Annotated in this window: 11 protein-coding genes; 7 read left to right on the forward strand and 4 right to left on the reverse strand. The window is 63.0% G+C overall.

Annotation, left to right across the window (positions count from 1 at the left end):
• Nucleotides 1-422: 422 nt before the first annotated feature.
• A complete protein-coding gene (locus tag CBM2588_RS17140) occupies nt 423-1,478 on the reverse strand; it encodes a phosphotransferase family protein (RefSeq protein WP_115681637.1) in 1,056 nt (351 codons plus the stop codon).
• A 40-nt stretch (nt 1,479-1,518) separates the two neighbouring features.
• The gene (locus CBM2588_RS17145) at nt 1,519-2,307 is read right to left on the reverse strand and encodes an SDR family NAD(P)-dependent oxidoreductase (protein ID WP_115681638.1); all 789 of its coding nucleotides are present in this window, start codon (nt 2,305-2,307) and stop codon (nt 1,519-1,521) included.
• A gap of 214 nt (nt 2,308-2,521) precedes the next feature.
• Here CBM2588_RS17145 and CBM2588_RS17150 point away from each other — a divergent pair, with 214 nt between their 5' ends.
• The 3 genes from CBM2588_RS17150 (at nt 2,522) to actP (ending at nt 6,201) form a co-directional block, all read left to right on the forward strand.
• Nucleotides 2,522-4,252, forward strand: a complete 1,731-nt coding sequence (locus CBM2588_RS17150) for a fatty acid--CoA ligase (protein ID WP_231942312.1) — start codon at nt 2,522-2,524, stop codon at nt 4,250-4,252.
• 66 nt (nt 4,253-4,318) lie between these two features.
• Nucleotides 4,319-4,633 (forward strand): DUF485 domain-containing protein, encoded by a 315-nt coding sequence (locus CBM2588_RS17155; RefSeq protein ID WP_111520151.1) that lies wholly within the window; start codon nt 4,319-4,321, stop codon nt 4,631-4,633.
• Entirely contained in the window at nt 4,630-6,201 is a 1,572-nt protein-coding gene (gene actP / locus CBM2588_RS17160; protein WP_172583624.1) for a cation/acetate symporter ActP, read from the forward strand. The genes CBM2588_RS17155 and actP overlap by 4 nt, the downstream gene beginning before the upstream one ends.
• Nucleotides 6,202-6,269: 68 nt before the next feature.
• Here actP and CBM2588_RS17165 read toward each other — a convergent pair whose 3' ends face one another.
• Nucleotides 6,270-6,686, reverse strand: coding sequence for a nuclear transport factor 2 family protein (locus CBM2588_RS17165; protein WP_115681641.1), 417 nt, complete (start codon nt 6,684-6,686; stop codon nt 6,270-6,272).
• 30 nt (nt 6,687-6,716) lie between these two features.
• On the reverse strand, nt 6,717-9,491 hold the full coding sequence (locus tag CBM2588_RS17170; RefSeq protein WP_115681642.1) for a LuxR C-terminal-related transcriptional regulator: 2,775 nt from the start codon (nt 9,489-9,491) through the stop codon (nt 6,717-6,719).
• Between the two features lie 713 nt (nt 9,492-10,204).
• On the opposite strand from CBM2588_RS17170, the gene CBM2588_RS17175 reads away from it, so the two are divergent.
• From CBM2588_RS17175 to CBM2588_RS17190, 4 genes are all read left to right on the forward strand, one after another.
• Nucleotides 10,205-11,170: an enoyl-CoA hydratase/isomerase family protein gene (locus tag CBM2588_RS17175; protein WP_115681643.1), complete on the forward strand. Its 966-nt coding sequence runs from the start codon at nt 10,205-10,207 to the stop codon at nt 11,168-11,170.
• 192 nt (nt 11,171-11,362) lie between these two features.
• The gene (gene hchA, locus CBM2588_RS17180) at nt 11,363-12,244 is read left to right on the forward strand and encodes a glyoxalase III HchA (RefSeq protein WP_115681644.1); all 882 of its coding nucleotides are present in this window, start codon (nt 11,363-11,365) and stop codon (nt 12,242-12,244) included.
• A gap of 300 nt (nt 12,245-12,544) precedes the next feature.
• The gene (locus CBM2588_RS17185; protein ID WP_115681645.1) at nt 12,545-13,042 is read left to right on the forward strand and encodes a hypothetical protein; all 498 of its coding nucleotides are present in this window, start codon (nt 12,545-12,547) and stop codon (nt 13,040-13,042) included.
• An 86-nt stretch (nt 13,043-13,128) separates the two neighbouring features.
• The gene (locus CBM2588_RS17190; protein WP_115681646.1) at nt 13,129-14,064 is read left to right on the forward strand and encodes an alpha/beta fold hydrolase; all 936 of its coding nucleotides are present in this window, start codon (nt 13,129-13,131) and stop codon (nt 14,062-14,064) included.
• Nucleotides 14,065-14,120: the final 56 nt, after the last annotated feature.

Raw genomic sequence — 14,120 nt, forward strand, 5'->3', positions numbered from 1 at the left:
GCGGGACGATTTTTGTCGCAGGAGATGGTTGGACAGGTCGTTCTGCGTTCGGGCCTGTCGACGCAGGAGAGACGCATTGGCCCAGTTGGCAAATGCGCTCGCCCTTGCACTGCATGTCATGTTCGCATCCGACTGCACCGGCGTGCGGCGCAGTCCCCATGGCGAGTGACAGGGCGAGGAGCAAGCCTGGCGCTTTCATCTTCAGCTTCGCCTCCTGCTCTACGTTCGGTGATTGGCACGCTGCTCGACCCTGGCGCAAGTCAGACTGGACCTTTTCGCAGTCTTAGGGCCATGCGGCGGGCGACACTCCTAGTATGGAATGTTCAAACAGTGAGCGCCACCCGAGCTGTGAGCGGGCGAGTCGCGGCAACCCCGCGGTCAGACAGCCTGCGCCAGTGCGACGGCGTCGGCACATGTCCTCGTCAGGACAGCGCATGCGTATTACGACGCCGGATGGCCTCATGGCGCATCGCGTAATGCCATCCCAGGTCGGCTATCGGCCCGGCCTTTCGGCCAGTCTCGACGGCATCCGCGGCGGCAGCGTTGCCTTGCCGTGCCCTCTCTGCAATGCCAAACATAATGGCGGCCAGCCTGAACAGGTTGTAGGCGATGTAGAAGTCCCAGTGTTCGATACCCGCAGTGCCGTTGGCTTCGGCATACCACTGCAAATATGTCTGTTCGCACGGGATACCAAGGCCCGCGAAGTCGAGATCGGCGATACCGCGCCACAGCGATGAAGGGATGTGCCAGCTCAGGCAATGATAGGCAAAGTCAACGAGCGGATGTCCCAGCGCGGACAACTCCCAGTCCAGCACCCCGATGACCCGGGGCTCGCTGGGGTGGAAGACCAGATTGTCAAGGCGGAAGTCGCCATGGACGAGACGCGTCTCCTTGCCCGCGGGGATGTTCCTTGGGAGCCAGCTCACCAGCGCCTGCATGGCGGAACTTTCCAGCGCGCCGGTGGCACGGCTCTGGCGCGTCCATCCGGCAATCTGACGCGCCAGGTAGTTACCGACAGGGCTGTAGTCGGCCAGGCCTGCCGCCTGGACATCGATGCGATGCAGCGCTGCCATCACCCGATTCATCTCCGCGTAGATGGCCCTGCGCTCGGCGCTTTGCATTCCCGGCAACGACTGGTCCACCATTACCCTGCCATCTAGGTATTCCATCAGGTAGAACGGGCTGCCAACCACGGACAGATCTTCGCTGTACAGGTACACGGCGGGGACGGGCACATTACTGCCCTGGAGCGCGCTCATGACCCGAAACTCGCGGTCGATGGCGTGCGCCTTGGCCTGGATGTGCCCGGCAGGCTTCATCCGCAGCACGTAGCGGTGTGCACCGGAGGAGACCAGGAAAGTCGGATTGGACTGGCCACCGGTAAGCCGGGTGGCAGCAAGCGATGCCTGGTCGATCAGCCCGCGCGCAAGGAGCAGCCGGGCCAGCGCGTCCCAGTTGCGGTGAGTCGTATCGTTCATTGGGCTGTCCTTTGGCTGATGTGGAGAATCGCTTGACGCATCACAGCGTGCTGACGAGATGCCCGCCATCGACGGGCAACACGGCGCCGGTGATGTAATCCGATGCCCCCGATGCCAGCAGCAGCAAGGCGCCATCAAGCTGGGAGGGCTGTCCCAGGCGCCGCTGAGGGATGCGCCGGACCATCGCTTGCCCGCCGTCTGTCTGGAAGAAGGCGCGATTGATCTCAGTGGCGAAGTACCCCGGCGCCAGGGCGTTGACACGGATGCCATGGCGTGCCCATTCCAGTGCCAGCGATTGCGTCAGGTGGATCAAACCGGCCTTTGCCGCCGTGTATGCGGGAACCTGCTGCGCCACCCGCAGCCCCAGAATGGAAGCGATGTTGATGATGCTGCCCTGCCGGCCAGCTTCGCGCATTTGCTGGGCGGCGTACTGCGCCACACGCCAGGCGCCAGTCAGGTTGGTATCGATGACCCGCGCCCAATCCTGCTCACTCGTCTCTAGCGCGGGCCCGGTGGTTGCAATGCCAGCACTGTTGACGACGATGTCCACGGTACCCTGCGCCTGCTCGGCCCGGAAGAAGGCGCCGGATACGGAATCGGGATCACACACATCCAGGTGAACCACACATCCGTCCGCGCCCGTCGCCCGGATCTCCGCCAGCAAGCGTTCCCCTTCGGCGAGTCGGCGGCCGGCAAGCACTACGCGGCATCCAGCGTTTGCCAGGGTCAGCGCGAAGTGGCGGCCAAGCCCGCCGAATGCGCCCGTCACAAGTGCCACTTTGCCCTGCAAATCGGGAAAGACAGGTTGAGGACGAGGTGAGGAAGCCATACTTGCAGTCTCCTTGGACGCGGTCGTTGGAGCGCAGGTTAGGCCGTTGCGCCTGCCAAGCCAGCCACCCGAACGGGGAGGCACCCCACCATGCCCCCCCGAGGCAAACCTCGGGATGCCCGGTGCCTCCCCTGTTGGGGGGCTGGAAAGCCGTGCCATGGCGCTTACGCTGGCAGGCATCCGGCGTCCCTGGCGCTGCATGCAAGTCATGGGCATGCTGCCCAGGCCGCTGCCACAGCAATCAAGGAGTTCCTCCGTGACACGGCCTATCCCGATCCCCCGCACGCCATCGGCGTACGCCTATCCGCTGCTGATCAAGCAGCTCCTGCACGCGCCGCTGGCGGTCAACCCGGAGCAGGAAATCGTCTACCGCAGTCAGGTCCGACACAGCTACTGGACCATGCGGCACCGCATCGGCCAACTGGCCAGCGGCCTGCAATCGCTCGGCATTGCACCGGGCGATACGGTGGCAGTCATGGACTGGGACAGCCACCGCTACCTCGAAAGCTACTTCGGCATCCCCATGATGGGCGCGGTGCTGATGACGGTAAACGTGCGGCTGTCGCCGGAACAGATAGCCTACACACTGAACCACGCTGGCGTCAGGCTGCTGATCGTCCATGCCGACTTTCTGCCAACGCTCGCCTTGATTCGCGCTCAGCTCGAAACCGTCGAGCGCTTCGTTCTGGTCAGCGACGACACCTTCGCACTGAGCAATGCGCCCTTGCCCGATGGCTTCAGCGCCGAGTACGAAGCGCTGCTGGCGGCGTCGCCACCTGACTACGCCTTCCCGGATTTCGACGAGAACGCCCGGGCCACGACCTTCTACACCACAGGCACTACCGGGCTGCCCAAAGGGGTGTACTTCAGCCATCGGCAGATCGTGCTCCATACGCTCGCCACCATGGCGGCTCTGGCCGCTGCGCCCAGCCAGGGACGCGTGCATCGGGACGACGTCTACATGCCGCTGACGCCGATGTTCCATGTGCACGCATGGGGGATGCCCTTTGTGGCAACGGCGCTTGGTGTGAAACAGGTCTATCCGGGCCGCTACGCCGCAGATCACCTACTGCGGCTGATGCAAGGCGAGCGGGTCACGTTCTCCCACGGCGTGCCCACGCTGCTCCACATGATCCTGTCGCACCCTGATTCAACCGAGGTCGACCTGAGCGGCATGAAGATCATCGTGGGCGGTTCGGCGCTGCCGCGCGGCCTGGCGCAGGCCGCCGTCGACCGCGGCATCGACGTGTTCACCGGCTACGGCATGTCTGAGACCTGCCCCATCCTCACACTGGCGCAGGTGAAGACCTCGCTGCTTGGCGATGCCGCCACCGAGCTCGACCTCCGCACCAAGACCGGCTTGCCGGTTCCGCTGGTCGACCTGCGCATCGTCGATGACGAGATGCGCGACATTGCGCACGATGGCGAGGCCAGCGGCGAAATCGTGGTCCGCGCACCGTGGCTCACGCAAGGCTATCTCGGCGATGCGGCTGGGTCCGAGCACCTGTGGGCCGGTGGCTACCTCCATACCAACGACATTGGCTCGATCGACAGCGACGGTTATCTGAAAGTCACCGACCGCATCAAGGATGTGATCAAGAGCGGCGGCGAGTGGGTATCGTCGCTGGAGCTCGAAGACCTCATTTCGCGCCACGCCGCGGTGAGCGAAGTGGCCGTCATCGGCATCAAGGATGCACAGTGGGGCGAACGTCCCCTGCCGTTGGTCGTGCTGCGGCCGGGACAGTCCACTGGGACGGAAGAAATCCAGGAGCATTTGCGCAACTTCGTCCGCCGCGGCGCGATCTCGAAGTATGCGATCCCGGAACGGGTGCTCTTTGTCGACGCAATCGAAAAGACCAGCGTGGGCAAGATCAACAAGCGCCTGCTCCGCGAAAAGTACCAGAACGCCCCGCCCCTTTCCCCTGCTTTCGGCACCCACCCATGAACCGGCGGCCAACGCCGCTGTGGCAAGTGCCTTATCACTAGAAAAACCGCTTCAGGAGACAAAGCAATGCAAGCTTCCACCATCACAGAGCGCATCAGACGCCATCCCAGGTTCGGCGAACTGGTCCGACGCCGCGCCCGCCTCTCGCGGGTATTGCTGGCCCTGGTCCTCGCCCCCTATCTCGCGCTGATGCTTGCGGTTGCGATGCAGCCCCAACGCCTGGCCGAGCCGCTTCATCCGGAAACACTGCTCAACCTTGGCATCGTCCTTGCCGTCGGAATCGTGCTGCTGGGCTGGGCCGCGACATGGTTTTACGTGCGCCGTGCCAACGGCAAGCTCGAGACGATGGTGCAGCAGATCCTGTCGGAGGCCGGACAATGAATCTCCAGGCCATTGCCATGTTCCTGCTATTCGTCGCGCTGACGCTGGGCATCACGTACCGGGCCTCCTCGCGCACCCGGACTGCCAATGACTTCTTTACTGCAGGAGGCGGCATCACGGGTATGCAGAACGGCCTGGCCGTGGCGGGCGACTACATGTCGGCTGCCACGCTGCTCGGCGTAGTCAGCCTGGTCTATGCACGCGGTTTTGATGGGCTGCTGTATATCGTCGGGTTCTTCATCGGCTGGCCGGTCATGCTGTTCCTGATGGCCGAACGGCTGCGTAATCTCGGCAAATTCACCTTTGTCGACATTATTTCGCACCGGCTCGATCCCGTCAGCACTCGCTGCATTGCAGCGGCCAGCAGCCTGGTGGTGGTGCTGCTCTACCTGATCGTGCAAATGGTCGGCGCCGGCGAGTTGGTGCAGTTGTTGTTCGGCATCGACTATGCCTATGCCGTCGTCGGGGTCGGCGCGCTGATGATGATCTACGTGACTGTTGGCGGCATGATCGCCACGACATGGGTGCAGATCGTCAAGGCAGTGCTGCTTCTGTTCGGCGGTTCGTTGCTGATGCTCCTGGCGCTGGGGCATTTTGGCTTCAGCCTTGAAGCGCTGGCTGCCAGGGCAATCGCGGTGCACCGCAGCGGCCCCGCCCTGCTCGCGCCGGGCACGCTGTTCGCCGATCCGGTCTCGGCGCTCTCGCTGTGCGTGGCCACCGTGCTCGGGCTGTCGGGACTCCCGCATATCCTGATGCGCTTCTTTACGGTGCCGAATGCGTGCGAGGCACGCAAGAGCGTGTTGGTGGCCAGCACCTGCATTGGCTACATGTTCCTCGCCATGTTTGCCATCGGTCTTGCGGCCATCGTGATCGTCGGTACCGAGCCGCGCTACTTCGAAGGCGGCCAGGTTGGCGGCAAGCTGCTCGGCGGCGGCAATATGGTTGCAATGCATCTCGCCAGCGCGACCGGCGGCAACCTGTTCCTCGGGTTCCTGGCGGCGGTCGCCTTTGCCACGATTCTCGCCGTGGTGTCTGGCCTGACGCTCGCGGGCGCTTCCGCGATCTCGCATGACATCTACGCCGGTGTCCTGCGGCGCGGCTCTACCACCGATGCGGCCGAGGTCTCCGTCACCAAGAAGGCCACGCTCGCCATCGGCGTCGTCGCGGTGCTGCTGGGGATTGCCTTCAAGGGGCAGAACCTGGCGTTCCTGGTCGCGCTGGCTTTCAATGTAGCGGCCTCGGCGAATTTTCCGGTGCTGGTGCTGTCGATGTACTGGCGCGGCCTGACCACCCGGGGCGCGGTCGGGGGCGTGGCGTCTGGCCTGGCGTCGTCGGTCGCGCTGGTGATACTTTCCCCCGCCGTCTGGAAGAATGTGCTGGGGCATCCTTCAGCCATCTTTCCGTACGACCACCCGGCCCTGTTCACGGTCCCGCTCGCGTTCCTGGTCACATATCTGTGCTCGCGCTTCGACCGCAGCGCCAGGGCCGAGGCAGAGCGACTGGCCTTCGACGCGCAACTGGTCCGCGCACAGACCGGCCATGGAGCAGAGGCACCATCCAGCCACTGAAACCCGGCGCATGACCCGGCGCGGGTTGCGCGCCAAACCGAGGTGCAACCCGCTGCGGTAGCCCCGTGCTAGGTCGCTGCAGGCGTCAGCGCGGCATAGAACGCCGCGCTGTCCCAGTAAGCTCGCATGAATTCGATCCGGCCATCCGTGTCCATACGAACGATAAAGACGTGCGGCAGCGAGAAGGACTGGCCTCGGCTTGCGATCCCGAGCACGTCCCTGGCCTGCCTGCCCGTGATGGTCACCTCGGCAATCACGGTGCGCTGGTCATCGTCACCATAGACCGCAGTGACCTGGTTGCTCAAATTCGGGAAACCATCCATCAGGGCGCGCCAGATTGCCTTGCCGGCCTCGCCAACTGGCCCCTCCATTGCCATGGGGACATAGTCGATCCGCGCATCTTGAGAAAACATGGCAAGCATGCCGTCGATGTCATGGGCACGGTAGCGGGCGAAGAATGCCTCGACGATCTCGATCTGGTTCATCACGTATCTCCCTGGAAACACCCCGGCAAGCTAGCTCCGCGTCTCGGGGCGCTGCGCGACCCGAGGCAGGTCCCGACCCAGGCCGCTGCGGACCGCCTGGATGCGGGAGTTCACTTTCAGCTTCTCAAAGATATTCTTCAGATGCCATTTCACGGTTTCCGGGGCGACACGAATGGCCCGGGCAATCTCCTTGTTGGAAAGCCCCCGTGCCACGTAGTCGAGAATTTCCACTTCACGGGCGCTTAGCCTGCTGGCGGACGCTGGCTCCACCTGGTCATCCGCGGCGTCTGGCGCGCGTGCCGGCGCATCGAAGCCCGCGCATAGCCTCCTCACATACCAGGGCTCAACCTCGGCCAGGCGGTCTTGCTGCAGACACAGTGCGTCAAGGATTTCGCGGGCCGCAGGGCCGGCATCGAGAAACACCCGGTGCAGACCGTTCGCCTGGCCATAGGTGAGCGCGGCGCGCATGGCCTGCACAGCCTCCGCACGCTGCCCCGCACTGTGCAGGGCGACCGCCAGCATCACTGAAATCTGGGCGGACAGGTACTGCATGCCCGCCGCACGGACCTCAGCCTGCACCCCCTGCAGGATGGGAACGGCCAGCGCGGGTCGGCCGCGGCCCACCAGCAGCCGGCAATGCGCCACCTGGAAGCGTTGCCAGGTCTCCAGGTAGCTGCCACGCAAAGTCGCCGGTTTCTGCCCGACCAGCCCATCCAGGTCGTGCCCGATGCGCGCGGCACGGCCGATATCTCCGACACCAATACTGATCCTGATCGCCTCGGCCTTGCACGCGACCTGCATCCGCAGCCATTGGCGGCTCCTGGCTACGGCTTCCGCGTCTTCCACGATCCGATAGGCTTCATCCGGCTTCCCCGCCAGCAGCCGCAGACGGGCCAGCGTCACGCAGAAGCCGATCAGGGGTCCCAGCGAGCAAGATTGCAGCGCCATCTCGAGCCGCCCGTCCAGCAGTTCCGCGACCCGGTCGAGGTCATTCCACTCATAGTGGATGGCGGCCAGATATCCGACCGGAAGCACCGATGCGGCAGACTGCCGGCCGGCGCGCGCGTTGGATTCGCGCAGCACATCCTCCAGGGTCTGAACGGCCTCGCCCAGCCTGCCTTCCACGAACAAGCTGAGCCCAACCATGCTTTGCCGGTACACCTTGGCGTAGATCGGCGTATCAGCGCCGGTATTGAGGGTGAGCGTGCGCCGCAGGCGCTCGACCTCGTCAAACCCCGCTGCATAGCTGAGCCCGAAGATCTGTGTGGTCAACCCGATGCCCTCCTCCCATGAGCCGGTTTCGGGGCCGAGCGCAAGCACCTTGCGGCCCATTTCCAATGAAAGTTCGCTTTCATCGGACAGACCCGCGATTAGCGCCGTGACCGCCTGCAACTCGACGCGCACTACCTCGGTCAAGGGCAGCCGCCCGTGGCCGATGTCCTCCTCGACCGCCTGCAACACCGCTTTGGCCGCCACTGTCTGCATCGTCAACGCGAGCGCCCAGGCCTGCGCCAGACGCAGGCGCAGCCGGCCATGCACCGCCTCGGGGGGCAGCTTGGCAACCCAGCTCAGCACCGTCCGCACGTCGCTGGCCTCGACCAGGGTCATCGCGCATTGCTCGACCCAGCCGGCGGCGCGATCGACATCGCCCGCGGCCAAGGCATGCCGGACCGCTTCCTGCCACAGCGATTGCGCCGCAAACCATTCACTGGCCCGGCGATGCAATTCGGCAACTTCGTGCGGACGCTCCCTGACCAGGCGTTTTCTCAGGTATTCGGCAAACAGCGCGTGATAGCGATACCACTGGCCCTCGGCGTCCAGGGGTCTGACGAACAAATTCCGAGCCATCAGCCACTCGAAAGTGGCATGCGACTTGCTGGAGCCTGTCACTGCCTCGCACAAGGGCACCGACATTCGGTCCAGCACCGACGTCTGTAGGAGAAAAGTCTGTAGCGGCTCGGGGACGTGAACAAATACGTTCTCGTTCAGATACGCTTCAACGCTGCGCCGGACGAATGGCAAGCGCTCGGCAAAGACGTCTGGCTTGTCGGTTGCGCTTAATGCAAACGACGCCAGTTGCAAGCCAGCCGCCCAGCCTTCGGTCGCTCCAAGCAGGACCTCAGTCTGGGCAGCGCTCAGCTCATGCCCGGAAACGGCGGAAAAAAACGCCTGCGTCTCGGCGCTGTCAAAGCGCATGGCTTCCGCATCCAGCATCAGCAATTGACCCCGGGCTTCGAAGTAACTCAGCGGAAAGCCTGGCTCGCCCCGCCCCGCAACGAGTAAATGCAGGTTCTCCGGGGCATAGCGCAGCAGCCGGAACACCGCCTCGTGGATGGCGCGCGCTGCCAGCCGATCGAAATCATCCAGCACCAGCACCATCCGGCACGGCAGCGCCAAGACCGCATTGAGTAGCTCGGCAAACATTGCGTCCGCCGGCGCCAACGGGTCCGGCGCCAGGCCGCACGGGATCTGAACGCCGGCCCGGCTGCAGGCATCCCTGGCCGCTGCGAGCAAGTAGGCGCCGAACTGGAACAGATCGTCGTCGTCTCGGTCGATACTGAGCCAGCCAACGGCGCAGCCTTCCTGCGCCATGACCGTCCTCCATTCACTCAACAGCGAAGTCTTGCCGAAGCCGGCCGGGGCTACCAGAACCGTCAGCTTGCGTTCCATGCCTGGGCGCAACAGCTCGATGGCGCGCTTGCGACGGATATAGTGGCGTGTTCGCGGCGGCGCCAGCTTTGTCAGGATCAAGGCTGGCCGCCATTGGGGCAGTTGCGCAGCGGCGACCGGCGATGATTGGGTCATGCGTGGCTCTTCCTAACGGCGGGTGCGACCACTACACGATCACACCCCATTTATCCGCCTGCTCCCGGCGCACCATCTCGGCGGCTGAATCAGGCGTGATGGTTCGGTAGCGATGCGACGCGGCGGTGATGACATCGATCATGGCATCCATCATTTCCTGCGGGTCACGCTGGTTATTCAGCGGACGCTTTACCCGCGGCTGCATCTCGGGACACTTATGAAGCTTCTCCCCAAGACAAGAGGGTCTTCTTGCCACTCGCATCTAACTTTCCTTCACTAGGATCAGCCGAGCAGGTCCGGATGCGACTGTAACGGATGATCGCCGAAACGGAAGTCAAGCCACAAGGGCAGGAGATACCGTCAGAGGGGGGGACGGCGGGGGGCTTGGCCGGCGATGCCAACTCGCCGCTGTTTCCGGGCGTTGCTTTGTACTTCGCTGATGCCTCCTGGGCTGATCCGAACGCCGCTTTCAGCATTGCCAGGACCTGTACTGGGTACCCCCCCACTTAGGGAGGCTCCTTGCAAACACCGCCGCGATGCGGGAATGATTGCGTCAGCGATGCGAACGGCGTGTCTCGCCTTTCCACTAACAGTTGGCCGCGAATGGGAATCGCAAGGCAGAGACTAGTACGCGCATCTTTAAGCACTCCGGCGCCGCCAGCTACGGACCAGGCCGGGCTCGGCAAGCGCGAGATGAATCCAAGGAACCTGCCATGTCGACTATCTCAAGACGCTCCTTTGTCCAGTCCATCAGCGCCGCAACACTCGCGCCGGGAATGTTGCTCGCCTCGGCCGAGGCTGGAGCGTCCGAAAGCTCCGCTCTGCCCAAAGGGGCCGGCGCAAACTACGCCGATTACAAGCATATCCAGGTCACCAAGGACCGCCACGGCGTCGCCACCGTTACCTTGAACTATGCGCCGCTCAACCTGCTGGATGAGGTACTGTCGGATGAGTTCGACCGCGTGACCCGCCAACTGGAACAGGATGCGGGGGTGCGCGTCATCATCCTGCAGAGCGCCGTTCCGAAGTTCTTTATCGCTCACTCGGGCTTGCGCCGTGTCGGCTCCGCACCGAAAACGACTTCAAATACACGTACCTTCCGCCTGACCCAGATGCTCGGCGAGCGCTTGCGCAACATGCCAAAAGCCGTGATCGCCAAGGTCGAGGGCATCGCCCGTGGCGGCGGCTGCGAGATCGCGCTGGCCGCGGACATGTGCTTCGCCGCGATCGGCAAGGCTGTGTTCGGCCAGCCCGAAGTCGTCTGCGGACTGGTCCCTGGCGGGGGCAACACACAGCGATTGCCGCGGCGCATGGGGCGCGCACGTGCCCTTGAGGTGCTGCTCGTCGGCGAAGACTTCTCGGCAGAACTGGCCGACCACTACGGCTATATCAATCGTGCGCTGCCGGCCGATGAACTGGGGCCATTCGTGGACAGGCTCGCACGCCGCATTGCGACCTTCCCCACCACCACCATCGCGCACCTGAAAAAGGCGGTGGACATGGGCTCAGACGTATCGTTCTCCGAAGGGTTGTTGGTCGAAGCGCATGAAGCCGATCTTTGCGTAGCCAACGAAGCGATACAGGCGCGTGTGAAGGCGATACTCAAAGCGGGCGCCGAGACCTACGAAGGCGAACTCCATTTCCCCGACCTCGCTGCCAACCTGCCGCCAGCCGATTAGGCGATCTACCTGCCTCCGAACGGTCATCGCCCGCCGGTGCGAAAAAGCGTTGATACGAGCGAGCGAGTGCAGTGCACATAGCAAGGTGCCGGAATGCATGGCCCCTGCTGGTGATTGGGGGATTTCCCTCATCCTTAAAGCCGGTGGAAACTAAGCACCAAAAACCCGTTCATCTTTAGAAGGAAGCCCATCATGACGTCCCAGACCGACAGCAAGCAGCCGACGCCTGATCAAGCCGAGCGCAACGCATTCTTCCCCTCCCCATACTCACTCTCACAATTCACGTCGCCAAAGTCGGACCTCTCCGACGCCGACTATCCGGACGCTTATCAGGGCGGCCGCTGGAAAGTTCTGCTCGTTGCTGCGGACGAGCGCTATCTCCTCACCGGAAACGGTACCTTCTTCTCTACTGGCAACCATCCCGTCGAGACCCTGCTGCCCATGTATCACCTGGACCGCGCAGGCTTCGAGTTCGACATTGCCACGTTATCCGGCAACCCGGCCAAGTTCGAATGGTGGGCGTTCCCTTCCGAGGACGCCGAGATAAAGTCCCTCTACTCAAAGTACGAGCAAAAGTTCCAGCAGCCCCTCAAGCTTGCTGACGTGGTCAGTTCCTTGAACACGGATGCAAACTACATTGCCGTCTTCATCCCTGGTGGGCATGGGGCCCTGATGGGGCTACCCTTCAGCGCAGATATGAAGGCAACGCTTCAGTGGGCCATGCAAAACGACAGGTTCATCATCACGCTTTGTCATGGGCCTGCCGCCCTGCTTTCCGCAAGCGTCGACGAACCTAACGGTGGAGATCTGTTCCGCGGCTACCGCATCTGCGCATTTCCAGATTCCATGGACAAGCAGACCCCAGATATTGGCTATATGCCCGGCCCCTTGCGTTGGTTCTTTGGCGAGAAGCTTGCAGCGATGGGAGTCGAGATCGTAAACACCAAAATCGATGGAAGTACTTTCCGTGACCGGAAGCTCCTCACCGGAGACAGCCCGTTCGCTGGCAACAATCTTGGCAAGCTGGCTGCGCGCGCGCTACTCGATGAAGTGCAGAGTACGCCTGGGCGCTAGTTGTGAGTCGTCAAGACGTTATTTCCTGACGCCGCAGGTCGGGACATGGGCGCAAGGGCGCCGACACCGCTTGGTGGTCGGCGCCAATTGGTTTGCCGTTTTTACGTAGCGCGCCCGCTGCAGCGAGCCGATAATCTGCTCAATGCGCCGGCACTCAGCCTAGCGGGGGGCGGCCCAGGTGTTCGCAGTTCATCACGAATTCCACGCTTTCAGGGCGCTAACCGCGCCCCTGTTGCGCCGTCAGTGCCCTTCCAGTCCACCGAGACTGAACGTCCAAAGCGCGAACCCGGAGTGCCTGCCATGCTCAACCTCAGCCCGTTCGGAATGTTCCACACCGCCATTGCCCTCGTGGCGGTGACTTGTGGCCTGGTGGCGTTGTTCAAGTACGGCGAGATTGGAACCCGCTCCCGCCCCGGCCGTCTCTACGTATGGCTGACTGCAGCGACGGCATTTACCGGGCTCTTTATCTTCCACCATGGCGGATTCGGACCGCCCCACGCGCTGGCGATACTGACGCTTGTCGTCCTGGCCATCGCCGGCGCTGCTGAACGTCGCGGGGGAACCGGTGTGGCACGCTACACGGCGGTACTGGGCTACTCACTCACGCTGTTCTTCCATCTGATTCCAGGATTGACCGAAACCGGCACGCGTTTGCCGGTGGGCGCCCCGGCCTTCACCGGTCCGGAAGACCCGACGCTTAAAGCAATAGTCGGCTTTGCCTTCCTGATCTACCTGATCGGCGCAGCCATCCAGGTCTCGCGCATTCGGCGCTCCCGCCGAATGGCGGTCACCCTCTGAACTCTCCGCCGCGCCGACTGAGTCGATGTAACCGGTGGGTGGGTAACAGCGACGATCCCGAAATCGTCTTTCCAGGAGATGCTGTCATGAAACGGCTGTTCGCCTATTGCATGTCGTCGTTTGGTGTTCTCCCTAAATCAGGCCATCTGGCCGACCATGACCTCGACGTCTCGGCGGCGGCCGCTGGCACGTTGTACGTGACGGTAGGAAACGACAGGATTGGCTATCGCAGGTTTGGTCGGGGTCCGATGATCATTCTCGCCAACCGCTTGCGCGGCACGCTCGATACATGGGATCCGTTGTTCCTGGATGAGCTGGCGTCGCGATACACCGTCGTCACTGTCGACTATCCCGGGATCGCGTATTCGACTGGCAAACTGCCCGATGCCATGGCGTTGGCATCGAAGTTCATCGACGATTTCGCCAATGCCATCGAGGCTGAACGCTTTGCCATCCTCGGCTGGTCGTGGGGTGGTCTTGTGGCTCAGACCTACCTTTTAGACCACCCCCAACGCGTAACCCAGGCAATCCTGATTGGAACCAACCCTCCGGGACACAATGAGATCCCGCTGCAGCAGGTGTTTCTCGAGCGGGCGTTCAAACCCGTGAACGATCTCGCCGATGAAGAAATCCTGTTCTTCGAGCCGGCGTCCGAGGCGAGCCGCGCCCAGGCCAAGGCCTCACACGAACGGATCTATGCAAGGGCTGGCGTGGCTTCGAGGATACCGTCCACCCCCGAAGAGTTCGCACCGTACTTCAAGGCGGCGGAGGGCTTTCGCAACGACGAAGAGCGCCGACGCGAACGCATGGAGCAGGTAGACTTGCCTATCCTGGTCATTGCCGGAGACCACGATACAAGCACCGCTGGACAGAACTGGTTTCCTTTGATTGGAAAGATGCGGCAGGCACAGTTTATTTTCTTCTCCGAAACTGGGCACGCTCCACAGCACCAATACCCCGCCCTTGTATCCGGCTACATTCACGAATTTCTGTCGAGGACGTCTGTTGACAGCAGGAAGTGAGTCGGCGGCCGAGGATCGGTCGCATCGGGGCAACGCCTGTTGCCCCAGCAGGCATG

It is taken from the genome of Cupriavidus taiwanensis, assembly GCF_900250075.1.
GTDB classification, from domain to species: domain Bacteria; phylum Pseudomonadota; class Gammaproteobacteria; order Burkholderiales; family Burkholderiaceae; genus Cupriavidus; species Cupriavidus taiwanensis_C.

Bases quoted from the DNA above. Each gene is read 5' to 3' on its own strand.
- CBM2588_RS17140 (WP_115681637.1), bottom strand. From the start codon at position 1,478: ATGAACGATACGACTCACCGCAACTGGGACGCGCTGGCCCGGCTGCTC.
- CBM2588_RS17145 (WP_115681638.1), bottom strand. From the start codon at position 2,307: ATGGCTTCCTCACCTCGTCCTCAACCTGTCTTTCCCGATTTGCAGGGC.
- CBM2588_RS17150 (WP_231942312.1), top strand. From the start codon at position 2,522: ATGCTGCCCAGGCCGCTGCCACAGCAATCAAGGAGTTCCTCCGTGACA.
- CBM2588_RS17155 (WP_111520151.1), top strand. From the start codon at position 4,319: ATGCAAGCTTCCACCATCACAGAGCGCATCAGACGCCATCCCAGGTTC.
- actP (WP_172583624.1), top strand. From the start codon at position 4,630: ATGAATCTCCAGGCCATTGCCATGTTCCTGCTATTCGTCGCGCTGACG.
- CBM2588_RS17165 (WP_115681641.1), bottom strand. From the start codon at position 6,686: ATGAACCAGATCGAGATCGTCGAGGCATTCTTCGCCCGCTACCGTGCC.
- CBM2588_RS17170 (WP_115681642.1), bottom strand. From the start codon at position 9,491: ATGACCCAATCATCGCCGGTCGCCGCTGCGCAACTGCCCCAATGGCGG.
- CBM2588_RS17175 (WP_115681643.1), top strand. From the start codon at position 10,205: ATGTCGACTATCTCAAGACGCTCCTTTGTCCAGTCCATCAGCGCCGCA.
- hchA (WP_115681644.1), top strand. From the start codon at position 11,363: ATGACGTCCCAGACCGACAGCAAGCAGCCGACGCCTGATCAAGCCGAG.
- CBM2588_RS17185 (WP_115681645.1), top strand. From the start codon at position 12,545: ATGCTCAACCTCAGCCCGTTCGGAATGTTCCACACCGCCATTGCCCTC.
- CBM2588_RS17190 (WP_115681646.1), top strand. From the start codon at position 13,129: ATGAAACGGCTGTTCGCCTATTGCATGTCGTCGTTTGGTGTTCTCCCT.